Annotated in this window: 22 protein-coding genes; 14 read left to right on the top strand and 8 right to left on the bottom strand. The window is 72.9% G+C overall.

Annotated features, from left to right (window positions below):
• Nucleotides 1-32: 32 nt before the first annotated feature.
• On the bottom strand, nt 33-1,037 hold the full coding sequence (locus ACQP10_RS02825) for a GlxA family transcriptional regulator (protein ID WP_433540816.1): 1,005 nt from the start codon (nt 1,035-1,037) through the stop codon (nt 33-35).
• A gap of 127 nt (nt 1,038-1,164) precedes the next feature.
• Here ACQP10_RS02825 and ACQP10_RS02830 point away from each other — a divergent pair, with 127 nt between their 5' ends.
• Nucleotides 1,165-2,049, top strand: a complete 885-nt coding sequence (locus tag ACQP10_RS02830) for an NAD(P)-dependent oxidoreductase (RefSeq protein ID WP_433540817.1) — start codon at nt 1,165-1,167, stop codon at nt 2,047-2,049.
• Nucleotides 2,050-2,092: 43 nt separating this feature from the next.
• Here ACQP10_RS02830 and ACQP10_RS02835 read toward each other — a convergent pair whose 3' ends face one another.
• Both ACQP10_RS02835 and ACQP10_RS02840 read right to left on the bottom strand, forming a co-directional pair.
• Nucleotides 2,093-2,734: a response regulator transcription factor gene (locus ACQP10_RS02835; RefSeq protein WP_346017890.1), complete on the bottom strand. Its 642-nt coding sequence runs from the start codon at nt 2,732-2,734 to the stop codon at nt 2,093-2,095.
• On the bottom strand, nt 2,722-4,704 hold the full coding sequence (locus tag ACQP10_RS02840) for a sensor histidine kinase (protein WP_433540818.1): 1,983 nt from the start codon (nt 4,702-4,704) through the stop codon (nt 2,722-2,724). The genes ACQP10_RS02835 and ACQP10_RS02840 overlap by 13 nt, the downstream gene beginning before the upstream one ends.
• Before the next feature lie 130 nt (nt 4,705-4,834).
• On the opposite strand from ACQP10_RS02840, the gene ACQP10_RS02845 reads away from it, so the two are divergent.
• The 7 genes from ACQP10_RS02845 (at nt 4,835) to ACQP10_RS02875 (ending at nt 11,197) form a co-directional block, all read left to right on the top strand.
• Nucleotides 4,835-5,185, top strand: coding sequence for a hypothetical protein (locus tag ACQP10_RS02845; RefSeq protein ID WP_433540819.1), 351 nt, complete (start codon nt 4,835-4,837; stop codon nt 5,183-5,185).
• Nucleotides 5,186-5,291: 106 nt separating this feature from the next.
• Nucleotides 5,292-6,014 carry a DUF4386 family protein gene (locus tag ACQP10_RS02850; protein ID WP_433540820.1) on the top strand — a complete coding sequence of 241 codons (723 nt, stop codon included), beginning with the start codon at nt 5,292-5,294 and terminating at the stop codon, nt 6,012-6,014.
• Between the two features lie 143 nt (nt 6,015-6,157).
• Nucleotides 6,158-6,829 (top strand): hypothetical protein, encoded by a 672-nt coding sequence (locus ACQP10_RS02855; RefSeq protein ID WP_389991761.1) that lies wholly within the window; start codon nt 6,158-6,160, stop codon nt 6,827-6,829.
• A gap of 231 nt (nt 6,830-7,060) precedes the next feature.
• Nucleotides 7,061-8,377 (top strand): MATE family efflux transporter, encoded by a 1,317-nt coding sequence (locus ACQP10_RS02860; RefSeq protein ID WP_433540821.1) that lies wholly within the window; start codon nt 7,061-7,063, stop codon nt 8,375-8,377.
• Between the two features lie 90 nt (nt 8,378-8,467).
• Nucleotides 8,468-9,004, top strand: a complete 537-nt coding sequence (locus ACQP10_RS02865; RefSeq protein WP_346017884.1) for a tetratricopeptide repeat protein — start codon at nt 8,468-8,470, stop codon at nt 9,002-9,004.
• 294 nt (nt 9,005-9,298) lie between these two features.
• Nucleotides 9,299-9,673, top strand: coding sequence for a YciI family protein (locus ACQP10_RS02870; RefSeq protein ID WP_346017883.1), 375 nt, complete (start codon nt 9,299-9,301; stop codon nt 9,671-9,673).
• Nucleotides 9,674-9,913: 240 nt separating this feature from the next.
• Nucleotides 9,914-11,197 carry an RNA polymerase sigma factor gene (locus ACQP10_RS02875; RefSeq protein ID WP_312873229.1) on the top strand — a complete coding sequence of 428 codons (1,284 nt, stop codon included), beginning with the start codon at nt 9,914-9,916 and terminating at the stop codon, nt 11,195-11,197.
• 142 nt (nt 11,198-11,339) lie between these two features.
• Here the strand turns inward: ACQP10_RS02875 and ACQP10_RS02880 are convergent, their stop codons facing one another.
• A complete protein-coding gene (locus ACQP10_RS02880) occupies nt 11,340-12,230 on the bottom strand; it encodes an NAD(P)-dependent oxidoreductase (RefSeq protein WP_399498889.1) in 891 nt (296 codons plus the stop codon).
• A gap of 404 nt (nt 12,231-12,634) precedes the next feature.
• Here ACQP10_RS02880 and ACQP10_RS02885 point away from each other — a divergent pair, with 404 nt between their 5' ends.
• A complete protein-coding gene (locus ACQP10_RS02885) occupies nt 12,635-12,970 on the top strand; it encodes a winged helix-turn-helix transcriptional regulator (protein WP_346017880.1) in 336 nt (111 codons plus the stop codon).
• Nucleotides 12,971-13,091: 121 nt separating this feature from the next.
• Here the strand turns inward: ACQP10_RS02885 and ACQP10_RS02890 are convergent, their stop codons facing one another.
• Both ACQP10_RS02890 and ACQP10_RS02895 read right to left on the bottom strand, forming a co-directional pair.
• Nucleotides 13,092-13,409, bottom strand: coding sequence for a hypothetical protein (locus tag ACQP10_RS02890; RefSeq protein WP_346017879.1), 318 nt, complete (start codon nt 13,407-13,409; stop codon nt 13,092-13,094).
• 83 nt (nt 13,410-13,492) lie between these two features.
• Complete coding sequence (locus ACQP10_RS02895; RefSeq protein WP_433540822.1) at nt 13,493-13,819, bottom strand: GNAT family N-acetyltransferase; 327 nt, start codon at nt 13,817-13,819, stop codon at nt 13,493-13,495.
• Between the two features lie 111 nt (nt 13,820-13,930).
• Between ACQP10_RS02895 and ACQP10_RS02900 the strand changes: the two genes are divergently transcribed.
• Entirely contained in the window at nt 13,931-14,422 is a 492-nt protein-coding gene (locus ACQP10_RS02900; RefSeq protein WP_179820378.1) for a GNAT family N-acetyltransferase, read from the top strand.
• 131 nt (nt 14,423-14,553) lie between these two features.
• Here ACQP10_RS02900 and ACQP10_RS02905 read toward each other — a convergent pair whose 3' ends face one another.
• Nucleotides 14,554-14,907, bottom strand: coding sequence for a DUF742 domain-containing protein (locus ACQP10_RS02905; RefSeq protein WP_179820375.1), 354 nt, complete (start codon nt 14,905-14,907; stop codon nt 14,554-14,556).
• Nucleotides 14,904-17,099, bottom strand: coding sequence for a sensor histidine kinase (locus tag ACQP10_RS02910; protein WP_433540823.1), 2,196 nt, complete (start codon nt 17,097-17,099; stop codon nt 14,904-14,906). Before ACQP10_RS02910 ends, ACQP10_RS02905 begins: the two co-directional genes overlap by 4 nt.
• Before the next feature lie 282 nt (nt 17,100-17,381).
• Between ACQP10_RS02910 and ACQP10_RS02915 the strand changes: the two genes are divergently transcribed.
• The 4 genes from ACQP10_RS02915 to ACQP10_RS02930 all read left to right on the top strand — a co-directional run bounded on the left by ACQP10_RS02915 (nt 17,382) and on the right by ACQP10_RS02930 (nt 21,089).
• Nucleotides 17,382-18,257 carry a DMT family transporter gene (locus ACQP10_RS02915; RefSeq protein ID WP_179820371.1) on the top strand — a complete coding sequence of 292 codons (876 nt, stop codon included), beginning with the start codon at nt 17,382-17,384 and terminating at the stop codon, nt 18,255-18,257.
• A complete protein-coding gene (locus ACQP10_RS02920; RefSeq protein ID WP_179820368.1) occupies nt 18,254-18,877 on the top strand; it encodes a GntR family transcriptional regulator in 624 nt (207 codons plus the stop codon). Before ACQP10_RS02915 ends, ACQP10_RS02920 begins: the two co-directional genes overlap by 4 nt.
• A 161-nt stretch (nt 18,878-19,038) precedes the next feature.
• On the top strand, nt 19,039-19,389 hold the full coding sequence (locus ACQP10_RS02925; protein WP_346017874.1) for a hypothetical protein: 351 nt from the start codon (nt 19,039-19,041) through the stop codon (nt 19,387-19,389).
• A 245-nt stretch (nt 19,390-19,634) separates the two neighbouring features.
• Entirely contained in the window at nt 19,635-21,089 is a 1,455-nt protein-coding gene (locus tag ACQP10_RS02930) for a sugar transferase (RefSeq protein WP_346017873.1), read from the top strand.
• The last annotated feature ends 2 nt before the right edge of the window (nt 21,090-21,091 follow it).

Below are 21,091 nucleotides of genomic sequence, written 5' to 3' on the forward strand. Positions count from 1 at the left end.
GTGAGGGCGGCGAAGGGCCGGGTGCCGTCCGGTCAGCCGCTCATCGCGCGGGGGAAGGCCCGCCGGTAGTCACCCGGAGACACTCCGAGCTGCTTGAGGAAGTGGTGGCGGAGGTTGTTGGCCGTGCCGAGCCCGCTCAGCTCCCCGACCCTCGTGATCGGCAGGTCCGTCGATTCGAGCAGGCTCCGGGCACGTGCCAGGCGTTGGTTGAGCAGCCACTGCAGCGGTGTCATCCCGGTGGACGCTCGCAGCCGCCGGTAGAAGGTCCGGGGGCTCATCGCGACCCGTCGCGCCAGTTCCTCGACCGTGATCGGCTGATCCAGGTTCGCGCGGGCCCACTCCAGGACAGGACCCAGCCCCTCGTCATCGGTCGCCGGTACGGACAGGTCGATGAACTGCGCCTGACCGCCGGGCCGATGGGCGGACACCACCATCCGGCGGGCCAACTGGTTGGCGATGTGCGCGCCGAGGTCGCGGCGTACCAGGTGCAGGCAGAGATCGAGTCCCGCGGTCAGCCCGGCGCTGGTGAGCACGTCGCCGTCGTCCACATACAGCACCGAGTCGTCGACCCGCACCTTCGGATAGCGCTCGGCCAGCTGGGCGGTGTGCATCCAGTGGGCGGTGGCGCGGCGTCCGTCGAGCAGCCCCGCTTCGGCGAGGGCGAAGGCGCCGGTGCACAGGGAGACGATCCGGGCTCCGGCGGCATGGGCGCGGCGGAGGGCCGCCACCAGCTCGGCCGGCAGTGGCGTGCCCTCCTCGACGCAGGAGTCGGGAACCGAGGGCACGATGACGGTGTCCGCGCCGACGAGGCCGTCGAGCCCGTAGTCCGTCCTCACCGTCAGCCCTGATCCGGCGGGACCGCCCCGGCCGTCCGGCGACGGCTCGCCCGTCCCGCACAGCCGCAGGTCGTACCAGGGATCGGCGAGATCGGGCTGCGGCTTGCCGAAGACGGTGCAGGGAATGCTCAGCTCGTACAGGTCCCAGGAGGGTACTTCGATCTCCTCGGTCACGACCACGGCGACGGAACCTGCGCTCATGACCCGAAGCCTATGGCGGAAATTTGGTGACATCCGTCATTCCTGTCACTGTTCCGGACCGCTGCCCGCTGAGAACGTGGTCTCCACGTGATCGACTGCCGCGGGGCAGACGTACAAGGAGCCATGGATGACTTCTGACCACCCGGCCGTGACCGTCCTCGGGCTGGGCTCGATGGGTTCGGCGCCGGCCACCGCACTGCTGGACCGCGGTCACCCGACCACCGTGTGGAACCGTACGGCGCACAGAGCCGAGGCGCTGGCCGCCCGGGGAGCCCGTCCCGCCGCGACCCCCGGGAAGGCGGTCACCGCGAGTCCGCTCATCGTCGCGTGCGTGCTGGACTACGAGGCACTGCGCGGCGTGCTGGAGCCCGTCGGCGGGTCCCTCGAAGGCAGGACCCTGGTCAACCTCACCTCCGGCTCCCCGGAGCAGGCCAGGGAGACCGCCGCGTGGGCTCGCTCGCTCGGCGCCGGCTATCTCGACGGCGCCGTCATGACGACTCCTCCGGGCGTCGGCAGTCCGGAGATGATGTTCCTCTACAGCGGTTCACCCGAGGTCTTCGAAGCCCACCGCCCCACCCTGGCCGCACTGGGCGACCCCGTGCACCTGGGCGTCGACCCGGGCCTGGCGTCTCTCTACGATGCCGCGCTGCTCGGCCTGATGTGGTCCACCCTGACCGGTTGGCTGCACGGCACCGCACTGGTCGGCGCGGAGAAGGAGGAGGCCACGGCCTTCACTCCCTTCGCGGTCCGCTGGCTGACCGCCGTGGCCGGTTTCATGACCGCGTACGCGCCCCAGGTGGACGCCGGTGTCTACCCGGGTGACGACGCCACCGTCGATGTGCAGATCGCCGCCATCGACCACCTCATCCACGCCGCGGCGGCGCGGGGCGTCGACAACGCGCTGCCCGAACTGCTGAAGCACACCATGGAGCGGGCCGGAGCGGCGGGTCACGGCTCCGACAGCTACGCGAGCGTGATCGAGGCCCTGCGGAACCCGGAGGGCGACCGATGACCCGGGTACGCCGGGCACGGGAGACGACCGGTCGCGGCCGGGTTCAGGGGCGGTTGAGGTAGAGGAGGACGGCCAGCACGCGGCGGTGGTCCTCCTCCGAGCCGGCCAGGCCGAGCTTGGCGAGGATCGAGCTGACATGGGTCTCCACCGTCCGGCCGGTCAGCCAGAGGCGCCGGGCGATGCCGACGTTCGTGCGGCCCTCCGCCATCAGGGCCAGCACTTCGCGCTCCCGGGCGCTCAGCGACGCCAGAGGGTCGGCGGCCCGGCGGGCGCCGATGAGGCGCGCGACGACTTCGGGGTCGAGGGCGGAGCCGCCGGCGGCCACCCGCTGGAGCGCGTCGAAGAAGTCGTCGACATCGAAGACCCGGTCCTTGAGCAGGTAGCCGAACCTCCCGCGGGACACCAGGTCGACGGAGTGCCGGGTCTCGACGTGCTGGGAGAGCAGGACGATGCCGAGCTCCGGGTGGGTGTCGCGGATCCGCCGGGCCGCTCGGGCGCCGTCGTCGGTGAGATCGGGCGGCATCCGGATGTCGATGATCACCAGATCGGGGTTCGCGGCCGCGACGGCGGCGATCAGCCCCGGGGCGTCCTGGGCTTTGGCCACGACCTCGTGCCCGGCGTCGGCGAGCAGGCGGGCCAGCCCCTCCCGGAACAGCACGGAGTCCTCGCCGATCACAACGCGCACGGCAGCTCCGCCTCGATCAGGGTGCCGCCGCCCGCCGGGCTGGACAGCCGTAACGCGCCACCGGCCGCCCGCACCCGGTCGGCGAGACCCGCCAGGCCGGCCCCCGGACGTATCTCGGCGCCCCCGGGCCCGTCGTCGCTGACCCGTACGGTGACCCGATCGCCGGCCCGGGTGACGCGGACCCCGATCGTGGCGGGTCCGGCGTGCTTGACCGCGTTGGTCATCGCCTCGCTCGCGACGTAGTAGGCGGTCATCGCCACGTCCTCGGGGAGGTCGTCGGCGGCGACGTCGAGTGTCACGGGGACCGGTACCTTGCCGGCCAGCATGACCAGCGCGTTGCCGAGCCCGTCGTCGAGGCTGCTGGGCCGCAGGCCGTGGGCGATCTGCCGTAGCTCGGTGACCGCGACGGCCAGCTCCGCCACCCACCGGTCGAACAGGTCGTCGACGTGGACCGTGCCGTCGCGGAGATGGCGCTGTGCCAGCCGGATCGCCATGCCGAGGGAGACCAGGCGCTGTTGCGCCCCGTCGTGCAGGTCGCGTTCGAGCCGCCGCCGCTCCTCGTATCCGGCGTGCAGCAGCCGGGTACGGCTGGCCTCGGCCTCGCCGAGCGCCCGGCTCACCTCGATGCGCAGCCGGACCACCTCGATGAGCAGCGCGCCGGCCGAGGCCGCCTCGCGCAGCAGTTCCCGGCTGCCGGCGCTACCGCGCACGATGGCGCCGATGTCGTGGCCGCCGAGCCGTACCTGCGCGACGAGGGCGTCGCCGGGGTCGACCGGAGCGCCGGTCGCGTCGACGAGCCGGGACGTGCCGGGCAGCCGGTAGCCGACCCGCAGCGCCGGGTCGCGCAGCGCGGTGCGCAATGTGGTCTCCAGCTCCTCGGGCTGCGCCTGACCCGCGTGTGTACGGTCGCGCAGCTCTTCGATGGCGGTCAGCACGGCCTGCCGGTCCGGGTAGAACCGGCGGTCGACCCAGCGTTGGAGCCGGACGCGCAGCGGGGACAGCGCGGCGGCGCAGACGGCCGTGCCCGCGGCCGCGGCGACGGACGAGCTCCGGCCGGCACCGAGGCCCACCAGGAACGAGGCGGCCGTGTAGAAGCCGAGCAGGATCGCCGTCACCAGGCCGTAGGTGACGGCGGTGCTGATCGCGCGGTCGATGTCGTAGAGGTCGTGCCGCAGTACGGCGATCGTGGTCGCCACCGGAATCGCCAGGGCCGTCGCCGCCAGGCCGGCGAGCACGAGATCCGGCCCGTCGAGGAACAGGTAGCTCGCCCAGCAGAGCAGCAGCGTCAGCGGCAGGCAGGCGGCGCCGAGCGCGAACCACTTGAGCTGTGCCCGCCTCGCCTTCCCGGTCGTCCTCCGGTAGCGGAGCACCACCGCGGCGGCGGACGCGACCAGCAGGCCGAGGAAGACCGGCAGCAGCGCCAGGCTCACGACCCGCAGCACCGGCAGGTAGGGCTCCGGGAGCCGGAAGAGGTGCGGCGTGGACTCGAACGGCGGCCGGTAGGGGCCGGGATCGAACGCCGTGATCAGCATGAAGAGCGCCGGAACGCCCAGCAGCCCGGCGACCGCCCAGCGCCATCGCCGCCCCGGCAGCCGTCCGTCCGGAAACACCAGCATGAGGAGTGCCGCCGGCACGTACAGGAACATCCAGTCGCCCTGCGACATGGCCGCGTACAACTCGGAGAACGGCAGGTCCGGCCGGCGGGCGACGGCCGAGGCGTACAGGTCGCCGACGGTGACCCACACCGCCGTCGCGCCGACCAGCATGAGCAGCGGGCCGACGACGCTGTCGGGACGCCGTACGGCGACCAGCATCCCGAGCACCACGGAGGGCAGCGCCAGCGTCGCGCCGGCCGCGAACTCCGTCGTGACACCGCCGTCGCCACCGATCACCGCCAGCACCACCCCGGCGCCCGTGAGCACGCCGATCAGGGGCGCCAGGACGAACGCGAGAAGACGGGGGGTGGCCACGCCTACACGGTAGGACTCCGGGGCCGCCCGATGAATACGTGCCAGTACGGAGATCGGTCCCGTGCCCGCCCGGATCCGCGGACCCGGGCGGGCGGCCGAGACTGCGGACAAGCACACGAAGGAGGACCACATGAAACGTTCCCGTCTTCTCGCCGCCGGGCTGGTCCTGAGCGGCCTGCTCGGCCTCATCGATGTGGTCACGCTGCCGTTCGGCGACGGGGAACACCCGCCGTTCACGGTGGCCGTCGCGGGGGCCGTCCTCGGGTTGATCACCCTGGTCGGCGTCGTGCTCGCCTGGCGCGGCAGCCGGGCCGGCGCGGTCGCCGTGATCGTCTCCAGGCTGCTGTCGGGGCTGACCGCCGTCCCCGCGTTCTTCGCCGGCGGAGTTCCCGCAGAGGCGATGGCGATGGCCGCGGCCGGCGTCGTACTCACCCTCGGTTGCATCGCGCTGGTCGCGCCGGCGCTGCGACCCCGCGGCTGAACCCGCGACCCTCACCGGCGCGGCTCGTCACCCCTGACGTGAGCGTCGCCCGAACCCACCCCGCACTCCACCGAAGGCGTGCGGGCCGCACCCCCCGAGGAGAATCGTGGAAACGTCCGTCCCGTCTTCCGTACCGCCCTCCGGCGACGTGCTCGCGCCGGCCGGTTCGTCGCCCATCCGCAGCCTCCCGCTCGCCCTGGCGCTGTTCAGCGCGCCATGGGGATTCGTCGTCGCCAACGGCGCCTACGCGTGGGCCACCCGCGCCGGAGGAGGCGACGGCAACGGCGCGGAGACGCTCGCCCTGGCCGCGGCCCACCCCGGCCTGTACCGCCTCGGCACCGTCGCCGCGATGCTGGGGAGCCTGCTCATGGTGCCGGCGGTGCTCGGCGCCAAGCGACTCGTGGCTGATCGGAGCCCGAAGCTCGGTTTCGCCGGTGCGGCACTGATGGCCGGTGGATACATCTGCTACTTCGGGATCGCCCTCAGCGGGATCACCGATCTCGCCATGGCCGAGCGCGGCGGCCCCATCGCGGATTACGCGGCCGTCCTGGACAGCTCCCAGAGCGACGCGTCGGTCCTGTGGGTGTTCCTTCTCTTCGTGCTGGGCAACCTGGTCGGGACGCTGCTGCTCGGCCTGGCCCTCCTCCGCAGCCGCAGGGCCCCGCTCTGGGCGGCCGCCGCGGTCCTCGCCTGGCCTCCGCTCCACGTGACCGGGCTTGTGGTCGGCAGCGAGTGGTTCGAGGTCGCGGGTGCCGTCCTGCAGGGGGTCGGCCTGGCGGTGACCGGCTCTCGCCTCCTGTCCGCGGCGGGTCCGGCCCCCCGGTCCTGACCGGCCGGGAGAAGCCGGACCGGGGGTGGTGGAGGACATGGCCCGGCGCGCGTCCGAGGCCGCCGGGTTCGCCCGCGTCGTTGTCCTCGGCGAGGGCGTCACGTAGGTTCCGGCTATGCGTCGTCGATAGCGAGGGAGAGATCGTGTCCGACCTCGTCGCACCCCAGCTCGTCGTCAACAGCCGGATGATCTATTTCGGGTGGGTGCCGGCCGACCCCGACGCCGTCGCGGCCCTCGTGCCCGACGGGTTGAAGCCGATGGCCAACCGGCAGGTCTTCATGAACCAGTACGTCGTCGACCGGCCGGAGCAGACCTCCGGGTTCGGCGCCTACTCGCTGACCTACATCGGGCCCGACCTGGAGGACGCCTACGCACCCGACGGCGTGACCCCCGGCCGCTGGTGGACGCACTACTTCAACTCCAGCGAGGTGGTGCGCGAGTACGCGGTCGCACGCGGGGCGCCGGCCACCCCCGGCCGTACGACGATCGAGATCGACGGGGACACGCTGGTCGCGACGACCGAGGCCGACGGCGTGCCGGTGATCCGTACGACCGCGCGGGTCGGGCGGACCGGCACGGCCGTCAACCGGGGGCAGCTGCGGTACGTCACCGAGGTGGACGGGCGGCGGATCAGCGGGAACTATCCGTTCGTGGCGGAGCCGGTCGATCCGTTCGAGGTCGTCTCGCTGGAGTTCCTGGAGCCGGGCCACCCCGTCCACGCGCTCCGTCCGGCGGATCCCCTGCAGATCGTGTGGGGGTTCTACTCGCCCCGGTCCTCCTTCGCCTATCCGGGCGGCGAGTCGCCGATGGACTGACCGGCCACTATCCGGGCGGCGAGTCACCGATGGGCTGATGGGCCACTATCCGGGTGGCGAGTCGCCGATGGGCTGACGGGCCACAGACCCCCTCTCGCCGAGGGGGTCGTCCTCGTCGGCGCGTCCATGGGGGCGCCCGATTGGTGTAATGGTCTCTAGCGGCCAGGGCCTATTACATCTAAGCTCGCCGGTAAGGATCAGTGATGGACTGCAACCCTTACCGGAGGGCGAATGGACGAGCGCGTGGCGGAGACCGGGTCTCCACTGCGGCAGTTGATCACGCTCGCCGTGCCGGCGCTCGGCGTTCTGGCCGCCGAGCCGCTGTACCTGCTGGTCAACACGGCCGTGATCGGCCACCTGGGCGCGGTGCCGCTCGCCGGGCTCTCGGTCGGCGCGATCGTGCTGGCGCAGATCGCGTCCCAGATGACGTTCCTGTCCTTCGGAACGACCGCCCGCGCGGCCCGGTTGCACGGCGCCGGCCGCCGGGCCGACGCCGTGGCCGAGGGGGTGCAGGCGACCTGGCTCGGCGTGGTCGTCGGACTGGTGCTGGTCGTGGCCGGGGAACTGCTCGCCGCGCCGGTCGCCGGCCTGCTCTCCGGTGACGACCGCGTCGCCGCCGCGGCGGTGGGCTGGATGCGGATCGCCCTGCTCGGCGCGCCGCTGATCCTGGTCACGATGGCCGGCAACGGCTGGATGCGCGGCGTGCAGGACATGCGCCGCCCGCTGCGCTACGTGCTCGTGGGCAACGGCCTGTCCGCGGTGCTGTGCCCGGTGCTGGTGCACGGCCTCGGCTGGGGGCTCGACGGCTCGGCGGTCGCCAACGTGGCCGGGCAGCTGGTCTCGGCGGGCCTGTTCGTGCGGGCGCTGCGGGCCGAGGGCGTGCCGCTCGCCCCGGTCCCGGCCGCGATGCGCGCCCAGCTCGGCCTCGCGCGGGACCTGGCACTGCTCGGCCTGGCCTTCCAGGCGTGCTGGGTGTCGGCCACCGCGGTGGCCGCGCACACCTCCGCCGCGGCGTCCGGCGCCCACCAGGTGGTGTTCCAGCTGTGGATGTTCCTGGCCTTCGTGCTCGACGCGCTGGCCATCGCCGCCCAGGCGCTGGTGGGCGCGGCGCTCGGCGCGCACGAGGCGGAGCGGGCACGCCGGCTGGCCTGGCAGGTGACCGGCTGCGGGCTGGTGTTCGGGGCGTTGCTCGGCGTGGTGTTCGCGGCGCTGGCCGGGATCCTGCCCCGCGTGTTCACCGCCGACGCGACGGTGCTGGCCGAGATGCCCCACGCGTGGTGGTTCTTCGTCGCGTTGCAGCCGATCGGCGGCGTCGTGTTCGCCCTGGACGGGGTGCTGCTCGGCGCCGGAGACGCGGGATACCTGCGCACCGCGACCGCGTGCGGGGCTGTTCTGGGATTCCTGCCGGTGGTGTGGGCGTCACTGAGCTTCGGCTGGGGGCTGGTGGGGATCTGGTCCGGCCTGTCGGTCTTCCTGCTGATCCGGATGGTCACCCTGCTGGCCAGGCTGCGCTCCGGCCGATGGGTGGTGCTCGGCGCCGTACGGTGACCCGGCCGTACCGCGACGGTCGTCCGGTGCGCGGCCGTGGCATGGCCGGTGCTTTGCCGACCGCGGTGCGGTGTGTCAGCGTAGGGCGGCATGAGCGATGATCACGAGCGGGACGCGGCACTGGCGGGAGCCGTGCGGTTGCGGGAACAGGGCCAGGCCGAGCAGGCCCGGGAACGACTGGTGGAACTGGCCGAGCGGTATCCGGAGGATGCCGAGATCGCCTATCAGACGGCCTGGGCGCACGACACGCTCGGCCTGGAGGCGGAGGCCGTCCCGTTCTACGAGCGCGCCCTGAGCGGCGAGGGGCTGTCGCGGGAAGATCGACGCGGGGCCTTCCTCGGGCTGGGAAGCACCCACCGGGTGCTGGGCCGGTACGAGCCCGCCGTGGAGACCCTGCGCCGCGGGCTGGAGGAGTTCCCGGAGGACCCGGGGTTGCAGGCGTTCCTGGCGATGGCCCTGTACAACATAGGCGAAGGCCGCGAGGCGGTGCGGCTGCTGCTGAGGACGCTGGCGGCCACCAGCGGCGACCGCCGGGTGCGGGACTACCGGCGGGCGATCGAGTACTACGCCGACGATCTGGACGCCGTGTGGCAGGCCGACGAGAAGCCGGACGGACGAGAGGACTGAATCACCCGCCTCGCCATGGGAGGCCGTCACGGCGGTGGGTGACCCGGGTTCGTCAGGTAAGGCCGCGGACGGTGATGACGGCATCGGCCGGTCCGTGCGGCCGGCCCCGGGCGGTCCCGCGTCGGGCGGTTCAGGGCCGGACGGTCTCGCGTCGGGTGATCCCGGGTCGACGCAGAAAAATCTTGAAAAAGATCCGGCCGCGCTGTCGAAACGGCCCCGTCCCGTTCGAAGCGTGGTCAGAGGGCCGAGAGGAACAGAGAGTCCGGCCCCTGGACCGCATCGAAGGAGAACCCCATGCGTTACCTGATCACCCTCCGCGTCACCGCCCAGCCCGCCACCCCGCCGCCCGCCGAGCTGATGGAGGCCATCATGAAGCTCGGCGAGGAGGCCACCGGGGCCGGCGTCCTGCTCGACAACGCGGGGCTCGCCCCGAGCGCGCAGGGCGCGCGGGTCGAACTCGCCGGGGGACGGCTGAGCGTCACGGACGGGCCGTTCGCCGAGGCCAAGGAACTGATCAGCTACGCCCTCTACCAGGTCAGGTCGAAGGAGGAGGCCGTCGAGTGGACCTCCAGGTTCCTGCGGCTGCACCGCGACCTCTGGCAGGGCTGGGAGGGCGAGGCCGACATCCGGCGCGTCATGGGTCCGGAGGACTTCGCCGCCCCGGCCTGACCGGTCCGGCCCGCCCTTGGTGCGGCCCACACCCGATCCGGCCCGCCGCCCCCGATTCGCCCAGCCGCCCGGGCCTGACCGCCCCGGCCCGTCACCCAGTCGCCCCGGCCAGGCTGCCGTCCGTGGCGGGGCCGTCCGGTTCCGCCTGTTCCGTCCCCGCCCCCGTCCCCGTCCCCGTCCCCGGACTCGTCCGCGGTGAGAATTGCCGCGGGCGGGGACGAGGTGTTTGGATCGGTGGCCGTGACGATCGAAGACCCTCGCCGGGTGATCGAGGCGGTCTGGCGGATCGAGTCCGCCCGGGTGGTCGCGGGGCTCGCCCGGATGGTGGGCGACATCGGCCTGGCCGAGGAACTGGCGCAGGACGCCCTGGTCGCCGCGCTGGAGCAGTGGCCGGAGTCCGGCGTGCCGGAGAACCCGGGCGCGTGGCTCACACTCACCGCCAAGCACCGGGCGGTCGACCTACTGCGCCGCAGGACCCGCTACGAGCGCAAGCTCCGGGAGGTCGGCCGCGACCTGGAGGTCCGGCAGGAGACGGCCGAGGCCGAGCTGGACGACGCCCTCGACGACCACATCGGCGACGACGTGCTGCGTCTGCTGTTCACCGCCTGCCACCCGGTGCTGCCGGTCGAGGGGCGCCTGGCCCTCACCCTCCGCCTGCTGGGCGGCCTGACGACGCAGGAGATCGCCCGGGCCTTCCTGGTGCCCGAACCGACCGTCGGCCAGCGGATCTCCCGGGCCAAGCGCACCCTCGCCGAGAAGCGGGTGCCGATCGAGCTGCCCCCGCCCGCCGAGCTGCCCGGACGGCTCTCGTCGGTCCTGGAGGTCGTCTACCTCGTCTTCAACGAAGGCTATTCGGCGACGGCCGGTGACGACTGGGCACGCCCGTCGCTCTGCGAGGAGGCGCTGCGCCTCGGCCGGGTCCTGGCAGGGCTGATGCCCGGCGAGGCCGAGGTGCACGGGCTGGTCGCCCTGATGGAGATCCAGGCGTCCCGCGTCCGGGCCAGGACGGGCCCGGACGGCGAACCGGTCCTGCTCGGCGACCAGGACCGGAGCCTGTGGGACCGGCTGTTGATCCGCCGCGGGCTGGAGGCGCTCGGGCGCGCCGAGGCACTCGGCACCCTCGGCCCGTACGGCTTGCAGGCCGCCATCGCCGCCTGCCACGCCCGCGCGCGGTCCACCGAGGAAACCGACTGGGAGCGGATGGCCGCCCTCTACCGGGTGCTGGCCCACGTCGCCCCCTCTCCCGTCGTGGAGCTGAACCGCGCGGTCGCGGTGGGCATGGCGTACGGTCCGGCCCGCGGGCTTGAGATCGTGGACGGGCTGGGGGCGGAGCGGGCGCTGCGCGGCTATCCGCAGTTGCCGGCCGTACGGGGGGAACTGCTGGCGCGGCTGGGCCGCGCGGCGGAGGCCCGTGCGGAGTTCGAGCGGGCCGCAGAGCTGACCCGTAACGAACGGGAGCGGGCACTCTTCCTCACCCGGGCGGCCTCGACGGTGGACGGCGCGGCCGGGACCGGAGAAGGGTGACCGTCCCGCCGGGCGGGGAGGACGGGGACCGGCAGGGCAGGGAAGCGGCGCGGGCGGCGGCCACGGCCACCGGGGTGGGCCGGTCGTGGGTCATCGTCCGCTCCTTCTCCCTCTTCGCGCCGGCCGTTCCGGCGGGCTTCCCCTACGCGCCGGCCGTTCCGGCGGGGGCGGTGCGCAGCAGGTCCACCAGGCTGGAGACGTCACCGGCGCCGAGGCCCGCGGCGACGCCCCGGTCGAGCAGCGCCCGCATGGGCTCGACCAGTTCGGTGCTGACGCCCTGGTCGGTGCTGGCGTCCAGCAGGTTGACGTAGGCGGTCGCCTGCATGGCGAGGTTGGAGGCGGCGGCCGAGTGGTCGCCGGAGTCGACCGCCTCCGCCATCCCGGGGAAGGCGGCCATCATGGCGGTGAGCCAGGGGGCGACCAGCGGCGCGAACTCCGTCGCCGGCACCTTCTCCGAGCCGGTCAGGGCGAGGGCGTGGAAGAACCCGCCGAACATCCCGTACATCGCGCTGAGCAGCGCGATGTCGTACAGCGCGGCCAGACCCGCGTCCTCGCCGAGGTACATGGCGCGGCCCAGCGCGCCGAGGGTCCGCTCGTGGGCCTGGAAGCCCTCGGGCGAACCGCTGTAGAGGACCAGCGACCCGGGGGTGCCGATCATGGGCGGGACCGCCATGATGCCGCCGTCCACGTAGCCGACGCCGTGCCCGGCCGCCCGGTCGGCCGCCTCCCGGGCCTGCCGGGGTGTGCCGTTGGTGAGGTTGACCACGGTACGGCCGGCCAGGGAGCCGACCGCCCCGTCGAGGACCTCGCGCACGGTGTCGTCGTTCAGCAGGCAGACGACGACGAGGGGGCTCGCGGACACCGCCTCGGCCGCGGTGGCGGCCTCGGTGGCGCCCCGGGCGACGAGGTCCGCCGCCCTGCCCGCCGTACGGTTCCACACGGTGACGGGGTGACCGGCGTCCAGGAACGCCCCGGCCAGCGCCGTTCCCATCGCACCCAGTCCGAGGACCGTCACGGGCGCGTTGTCGTTCATGGTCATTCTCTTCTCCGATTCGTCGAATACGGGCCGGGCGGCCTCCCGGCATGGCGGACCGGGCCTTCCGGTACGGGAGGCTCCCGGGCGTACGGGTTCATCCGGCACGGCGGTCCCGCCGGTACGGCGGTTGACCGGCCCGGTGATTCCACCGGCCTGGCGGTCCTTCCGGCCTGGCGGTTCCATCGGACGCCGGTGGTGGCGGCGCGCGGCGGGATCGGCCGGGACGCTCCGGCGGGGCTCGCCGGACGTTTCGATCCTGCGCCCTTGCTGACTTTTCCTCAAGTACCTACTATTTGGTCGGGTACCTACCTTTTGGTAAGCATGCCGAGCCGCGCGGGGCCGCCTGGGAGGCCTCGACAGGCGAGAAGCCACGGAACAGGCCCCAGGACGCGGGGAGCGGGATGAGGAAGCGGACCTACTCGTGCGGGCTCGACGCCGCCGTGGACATCGTGGGCGGCAAGTGGAAGGCGCTGATCCTGTGGGCACTCCACCACGAACCGCGCCGGTTCGGCGAGCTGAAGCGGTCGGTGCCGGGGATCAGCGAGAAGATGCTCATCCAGATGCTGCGGGAGATGGAGGCGCACGGCCTGGTGCACCGCGAGGTCTACCACCAGGTCCCGCCGAAGGTGGAGTACTCCCTGACCGAGTTCGGGCAGTCGCTCAACACCGCGCTCATCCCGCTCGGCGTGTGGGGTGATGAGAACATGCGGGCCATCGAGGCCATCCCGCGCGACTGACGCCGGGTTCGGGCGGGGCCGTCCGGCCGTGTCGATCGGCCGGACGGCCACCGTCCCTGGCGGCGCCTCGACGGCGCCGTGAAGCGAAGAGTGGCGATGGGGCGCAGACGCCGCCCTTCCCTCAGGAGTCGGTCTTCCTCCTGGCGGGTGTCCGCTGGTCGGCCTCGTCGGCGAGCTGGTCCTCGACGACCGCGCACCATCGGTGCCACTGCGCCAGGCCCAGATGCTCGTCCACATCCCCCACCCCCGCCTCGGCCATCAGCTCGTGGCTGCTGGCCGCGGCCTCGTGCGCGTTGACCAGCGCGTGATGGCCGTGGTTGGCCAGCGCCTCGCTCACCGCCAGATTCACCGCTATCTCCCCCATCGTCCTCGGCCGGTCGGAGGGGTCGCCCCCGAATTCCTTTCCTCGAAAGTCGTGGCTCTGCGAATCGTCACTCATACGAGCTTGAGTGCCCATACAGACTTAGATCTATCTGGGAGTTTCCGATCCGGGGGCGGCGCGGCGGCGCGGCGCCGCGGGCCTCACCTCGGGGCCGTCCTCCGGCCCAGGTGGGTGAGGGGGCCGCGGTCGGCGACCGGGATCTCGTGGAACCCCAGGCGGTCGTAGAAGGCCCGCGCGGCGGTGTCGGCGGTGACCATGCCCAGGTGCACCGCGGCCACCCCCTGGCGGTGCAGGGTGTCGAGGAAGGCGTTCATCAGCGCGCGGCCGTGCCTCCTGCGCTGATGGTCCGGCAGCAGGTCGAGGCCGGGATGGATGTGCCGGGAGTCGCCGCCCTCGTGGGCGGTTCGCACGCAGATGTCACCGAGCGCGGCGCGGTCATCGGGCCGGTAGGGCCGAACGGTCGGCATGCGAGGATCATTCTTTGAGTGGGAGCGCTCCTACAAGGTGTGGTGGACACCGGATCGGGAGCCGGGCGGCGAGCCTTCCCGGCGCGCCGCCGGTGGCATACCCTGCGCGGCATGATCGATGTCGAACTGCGTGACTGGCACCCCGACGACATCGGGGTCGTGCTCGACGCGTTCAGCTCTCCGGACATGGCGCAGCAGTCGGCCTGGCCGGTCGACACCCGGCGGGCGGCCCTGGAGTGGATGGGGACGTGGCGCTTCCGCGACGACGCGCGGGCGTTCGCCGTGGTGGCCGGCGGCGAGGTCGTGGGGAACGTGGCGGTGAGCAACATCGACGCCCACGACACCGGCTGGGTCTCCTACTGGACGTCCCCGCACGCCAGGGGGCGCGGGGTGGCGGTGGCGGCGGTCCGCAGGCTGGCGGACTGGGCCTTCGCGGAGCGCGGCCTGTTCCGCCTGGAGCTCGGGCACCGTACGGACAACACGGCCTCGTGCGCGGTGGCGGCCAGGGCCGGGTTCAAGGTCGAGGGGGTGGAGCGGGGCAAGCTGCGGTACGGGGACGTCCGGCACGACGTGGAACGGCACGCCCGGCTGGCCACCGACTGATCCTCCGCGCCGCCCGGCCGCCGTGTGGCCGTCATGGGGCCGAGCCGCCGCCCGGACGCCGCCGTACGGCCAGGCCGTCGGGTCACCGGGTCGCCACCCCGACGCCGCCGCGCCGTACGGTGCCGGGCGGTTCACAACCCCTTCAGCCCGGCCAGGACCTCGCGCAGCACGTTCTCCCGGGGGAGCGCGGCGATGGGCGTGGGCGGCCGGATCGCGACCAGGCCGGAGTCCCGCAGGTCACCGAGGAGCACCCGGATCACCCCGACGGGCAGGCCGGTGGCCGAGGCCATCTCGGCCACCGAGGTCGGCGAGCGGCAGGCGTCCATGATCAGCACGTGTTCGGGGGGCAGATCCTCCTGGGGCGACCTGACCACCACGACCGTGGCCAGCAGGTCGAACGAGGCTCCGCTACCCCTGGTCCGGCCGCGGGTGAGCGTGTAGGGGCGGACGATCGGCCCGGCGTCGTCGAGCCAGTGATCCGTCATTCCACTCCTTTCTCCTGCTCCACGCGGTGCCAGCCGTTGCGGAACGACGTCAGCAGGTTGCCCGTGACCGGCTCGGGGGTCTCGTCCCGGGCGGGCGGCGGGGCGGGCGGCACGGACAGCGTGGGCGGCACGGACGGCACGGACGAGGAGGCGGGCGGCGGGACGGACGGCCGGCCGGACGGAGCGGGCGGCTGGGCGGACGGAGCGGGCGGGGCGGACAGTGCCGGTGACGGGGCGGTCAGCGCGGGAGCGGCCCGCCGTACCCGGCGGGGGAGGCCGCCGGGGGAGAGCCGCTCGGCGTCGGTCCGGTGGGCGGTTCGGGAGGCGGACGGCTCGGCCATCAGCTCGTTCGGCAGGAGCACGATCGCCGTGGTGCCGCCGAACGGGGAGGGGCGCAGGGTGACGCGGATGCCGTGCCGGGCGGCGAGCTGGGTGACCACGACCAGGCCGAGACGGTCGCTGTCGGTCAGGTCGAACTCCGGCGGACCGGCCAGCCGCTCGTTGAGCCTGGCCATCTCCTCGGGGGCCATGCCGAGCCCCCGGTCCTCCACCTCGATGGTGTAGCCGCGGGCCACGACCTCGCCGCCGACCCGCACGGTGGTGTTCGGGGGGGAGAAGACGGCGGCGTTCTCCACCAGCTCGGCCACCAGGTGGATCACGTCGGTCGCGACCGTGCCCTGGACGCAGGGGCCTGGCGGCACGGCCACGGTCACCCGCTGGTAGTCCTCGACCTCCTCGACGGCGGCCCGGACGACGTCGTAGACCATGACGGGCGTGCGCCATCCCCGGCCGGGGACGGCGCCGGACAGGATGATCAGGCCCTCGGAGTGGCGGCGCATGCGGGTGGTCAGGTGGTCGATGGCGAACAGTTCCTCAAGGGTGTCGGGGTCGCCGGCCCGCTTCTCCATCGCCTCCAGCATGGCGAGCTGCCGGTGCAGGAGCGACTGACTGCGCCGGGCGAGGTTGACGAACACCTTGTTGACGGCCTTGCGCAGCTCGGCCTGGCCGACGGCCGCCTCGACGGCGGTCCGCTGGACGGAGGAGAACGCCCGGCCGACGTTCGCGACCTCGGCGGTGGTCCCGTGGTCCAGTTCGCGGACCTCCGAGCAGACGTCCTCGCCCTTGCGGAGCCGCTCCACCACGTCCGGCAGCCGCCGGTGGGCCAGGTCGAGGGCGGCGCGCTGGAGGCCGCCGAGTTCGGCGGCGAGCCGCCCGCCGAACCGCACAGAGATGAACACGGAGAAGGCCACGGCCACCAGGCCGAGCCCGCCGGCGATGCCGATCCGGGCCAGGATGCCGGTGGCGACCGGCCCCGACCGCTCGGTGAGGATCTTGCTGGCCTGGCCGCCGAGGTCGTCGAAGGAGTCCGACAGCGCCTTCGCGTTCGCCGCCCAGAACGAGTCGGGCCGGCCTCCGGCGAGGGCGGTGTGCTCGACCCGTCCGAACGCGAGGTAGACGGGGGAGCCCTCCAGCTTCCGGTAGAGCTCCCGGAGCTCCGCGTCGAACTGGTCGAACCCGAGGGAGTAGAGCAGCTTGCGGCTGCTCGCCAGCTCACCGAACCGGGTGCGCTCGGCGGCGCTCATGGTCTTCGAGGCCACGGCGCCGGAGATGAGCGCGGCCTGCCGGCTGAGCATCTCGCGGCTGCGGCCCACCATGACGACGGCGCGCATCTGGTCGGCCAGGGCGGGGTCCGCGGAGCTGATCTTGCTGTAGGCGTCGAAGGCCGAGCCGACCAGGGCACCGTAGGCGTCCAGGGTCGTAAGGCGGGTGGCGGTACGGGTGTCCACCCCGCTCCTGATCTCGGTGAGCCGGTCCAGCGCGGTCCTCAGCCGGCTGCTCCGCTCCCATACCGCGGGGGTCGAGTTCTCCTCCAGGAGGGGCGCCAGCCGCTCCAGTTCGGCCCGGGCGGCGTTGGTACGGCTCCGCTGGGCGTCCAGCTCGGCACGGGAACCGCTGCCGCCCAGGTAGGCGAGGGACAGCAGCCGCTCGTGCTGGAGCGCGGTGGTCAGCGCCCGGGTGGGGACGACCCCGTACTCGTAGCCCTTGCTGGCCCGCAGCAGCTCCAGGCCGCTCTGCAGGGTGAGGGCCGCCGCAAATCCCCAAATTGCTACAAGTGAGACAATTGGTACAAGTAGCAGGGTGAAGATCTTGACCTTGATCGAAGGTTTGCGGTCGCCCATCAGACCTCGCATTACGGATATGGGCTGTTAGCAGTGGCGAAACCCTAGCAACGGCTGTCTTCCGCGACCAGAGATGCGAGTGATTCGTATCCCGCCGGTATTTGCGCTCTGGGGGAAACGGGGGATCTTTTCCGCCCCGGGCGCCTCCGGAACGCTCCATCACGCGCCCCCTGGGGCGCCGTCCCCGTGGCGCCGGGAGCCGTTCCCGGCTGCCGCTCCGGGCGCCCGGGAGTGAGCCGCCCGGATGCAAGGCCGATTGGACATGATCTGTCTGGTTGTCAGACAATGTGAGGCATGAAGCTCGCCGTAGTCGGAGCCGCCGTCCTGTGGGGGACCGCGGGCACCGCCGGACTGCTCGCCGCGGGGGTCCACCCCGTCTCCCTGGCCGCCGCGCGGCTGGTCGTCGGCGGCCTGGTCCTCGCGGCCGTGGCCGGGCCCGCCGTACGGTCCCTTCCGCACCGGGGCCTGCTCGTGGCGGCCGCCCTGGCGGTGGCCGCCTACCAGCTCTGTTTCTTCGGCGCGGTCAGCCGGACCGGGGTGGCCGTCGGCACCGTGGTCGCGATCGGCAGCGGCCCCGTCTTCGCCGGGCTGCTGACCTGGCTCCTCGACCGGGTGCGGCCCACCCGGCGGTGGGTCGGGGCGACCGCGGCGGCGGTCGCCGGCTGCGCCGTACTGACGGGTGGGGGCGGCGAGGTGCGGGCGGACGGGGTGCTGCTGGCGATGCTCGGCGGCCTGCTGTACGCGTTCTACGTGGTGGCGGCGGCGAGGGTGATCGGCGCCGGGGGCTCCTCCGACACCGTGATGGGGGCGATGTTCGGCGGCGCCGCGGTCGTCATGCTGCCCGTCCTGCTGTGGACGGGCGCCGGCTGGCTGGCCGAGCCGCGTGGCCTGCTCACCGCCCTCTACCTGGGCTGCGTCACCACCGCGCTGTCCTACGTCATGTACGGCAGGGGCCTGCGCACCACCCCCGTCGCCACCGCCGCCACCCTCTCCCTCGCCGAGCCCGCCGTCGCGGCCCTGCTCGGGGTCGCGGTGCTCGGCGAGCGGCTCACCCTCCAGGCCGGGGCCGGGCTGGTGCTGCTCGGCGCGAGCCTGGCGGTGGTGGCGCTCCCCGAGCGGCGGCGGCCCGGCCGTGAGGACCCGGTGGGGGCAATAGGGTCGTCGGCGTGACCATTCCGCTCCGTCCCGTCTCCGCCGTCGAGGCCCTCGCCGACGCCCTGCGCCGCCGGGTGCTCTCCGGCGAGCTGGCCCCGGGGACCCCGCTGCCGGAGCAGGAGCTGTCCGCCGCGTACGGCGTGGCCCGGCCGACCGTCCGCGAGGCGCTGGCCGTCCTCGTCCACGAGGGGCTGTTGCGCCGGGAGCGGCACCGCAGCGCGCAGGTGGCCGAGGTGACCCTGGACGACCTGGACGACCTGATGTTCGTCCGGCGCCCGCTGGAGGACCTGATGGCCGTCGCGCTCGCCGGGCGGCGGGTCGCCGACGCAGACGCGGCGCTGGACCGGATGGCCGCGCTGCCCGCCGACGCCCCGTGGTCCGACGTGGTGGCCGAGCACATGGCCCTGCACCAGGCGATGGTGGTCGAGGTGGGCAGCCCCCGGCTGGAGCGCCTCTACGGCGTGCTGGCTGCCGAGACGAGGCTCGGCCTGGTCCGGCTGCGCACCGTCTACACCGACCGCGACGTGCTGGTCGCCGAGCACCGCGAGCTGCTCGACGCGGTCGCCCGGGGCCCGGCCGACGCCGCCCGGCGGGCCGTCGCCGCGCACCTGGACCACGGCTGGGGCGAGGGATGACGCGCGGGTGACACGTCGGGCCGCACCCGTCCGGGCCGAGGGGTGACGGGCGGCGAACCGCCCGGCTCACCGGTCCGGACCGAGATGCGGCGGGCGGGTGATGGGCCCGGCTCGCACGTTTCTATTGCACCGGGTGCCCGGCAGTCGTCAGAATCGCGGCCATGCACGGCGACTCAGTGCCGGACTCCTACGTGTACGTCACCGAAGAAGGCGTTGCCCGTCACTACGCGGACGGCAGCGTCGCCGCCCTCGCGTGGGAGGACCTCGCCGAGGTGCGGATCGAGGGCGGCTCGGACGCGGACATCCTGTACATCCTCCTCGACCACGACGGCCAGAGCTGCGTGGTGCCCAGATCGGCGGTCGACGCCGCCTTCCTCGCGCGTCTGCGCTACCTGCCTGATTTCGACCCGGAACGGCTCGGCGCGGCGGTGAACGCCTCCGACGGGGAGTCCGTGGTCGTCTGGCGCAGTCCGGAGCCCCCGGCTCCGCTGCCCGATTTTGAATACGACTAAATCCCCCTTTTTTTGAATAAATCCTTCAGAAAGCCTGCATGTTTGGATCGTTCCGTCAAGATGAGTACGTCTCCTGACTTCGGCCGGTAGTGGACACTTAACCGCTGTTCCCCTCCCCAATGGCGATCCCTAGGATTTCCCTGGAATAGCCATACTGCCGGTGCATTCGGTAATGCTGTCATCCAATGAAACGCGATGCGCGTCCCGTTACGTGGTAACGCCTAGGGCATCCGGGTGGGGTTGGTATGAGGGTGGGGACGGCGGAGCCCGCCACAGGGCTCCCGGATGATGTCGTACGCACTGCTCCGAGCATCTGGACGCGCTCCTACGCGCGGGTCCTGCTGGTGGGAGACGTCACCTGCGCCGTGGTGGCCTGCGAGACGGTCCTCGGGACCCGTCTGTGGCTCGGCGCTTTCATCCCGGGGACGGAGGCGCTGCTGGGGCTCGGCCTGGCCCTGGCGTGGCCGTTCTCGCTCGCGATCGCCGGCGCGTACCGAAGGCGCGCGCACGGCGAGGGAACGGAGGAGTTCCGGGCGGTTTTCGACGGAGGCGTGGGACTGACCGCCGCCGTGGCCATCGGCGCCTACGCGACGCAGACGACCATCGCCCGGAGTTTCGTCATGGCGATGTTCCCGCTCGCCCTTCTCCTGACGATTCTCTTCCGATATCGCATGCGCAAACGGCTCCACCGGCGGCGCTCCCGCGGCGAGTACATGCGCCGGGTGGTCGCCGTCGGCCACCGCGAGTCCGTGCTCGACCTGGTGATGCAGTTCCGCAGGCAGCCGCACCACGGCATGCGGGTCGTGGCCGCGTGCCTGCCCGCCCCCACGGAGGTGGCCGACGTCGACGGCGTCCCGGTCCTCGGGGGGTTCACCGACGTCGCCGAGGTCGTGACCAAGGCCGACGCCGACGCCGTCGCCGTGCTGGCCTGCCCCGAACTGGACGGCGCCGCGCTGCGCCGGCTCGCCTGGGACCTGGAGGACGCCCGCACCGACCTGTTCGTGGCGCCCGCGCTGATGGACGTCGCGGGTCCGCGCATCAGCATCCGCCCGGTGGCCGGGATGCCGCTGCTGCACGTGGAGCACCCGGAGTTCGACGGCGCGAAACACCTCGCCAAGAACCTGTTCGACCGGACCGGCGCCGCCGCGGCCCTGCTGCTGCTGGCCGTTCCCATGCTCGTCATCAGCGTCCTGATCCGGGCGACCAGCCCGGGTCCGGCACTGTTCCGGCAGGTCAGGGTGGGCAGGGGCGGCGAGGAGTTCAGGGTGGTGAAGTTCCGCACCATGGTGGCGGACGCCGAACACCGCAAAGTGGAGCTCGTCTCGCACAACGAGTTCGACGACGTGCTGTTCAAAATCCGGAACGATCCAAGGATCACCCGGATCGGGGCGTTCCTGCGCCGCTACTCCCTCGACGAGCTGCCGCAGCTCCTCAACGTGGTGCGGGGGGAGATGTCACTCGTCGGGCCGAGACCCCCGCTGCCCGACGAGGTCGCCCAGTACGGCGCCGACGTCCGCCGCCGCCTGGTCGTCAAGCCCGGCATGACCGGCCTGTGGCAGGTGAGCGGCCGGTCCGACCTGAGCTGGGAGGAGTCGGTCCGCCTGGACCTGCGCTACGTCGAGAACTGGTCCCTCATGCTCGACCTGCAGATCCTGTGGAAGACCTGGAGCGCCGTCACCGGCGGAGAAGGAGCCTACTGACC

Origin of the sequence: Streptosporangium sandarakinum (assembly GCF_050942225.1) — a bacterium.
In the GTDB taxonomy this organism is placed as follows: Bacteria; Actinomycetota; Actinomycetes; order Streptosporangiales; family Streptosporangiaceae; genus Streptosporangium; species Streptosporangium nondiastaticum.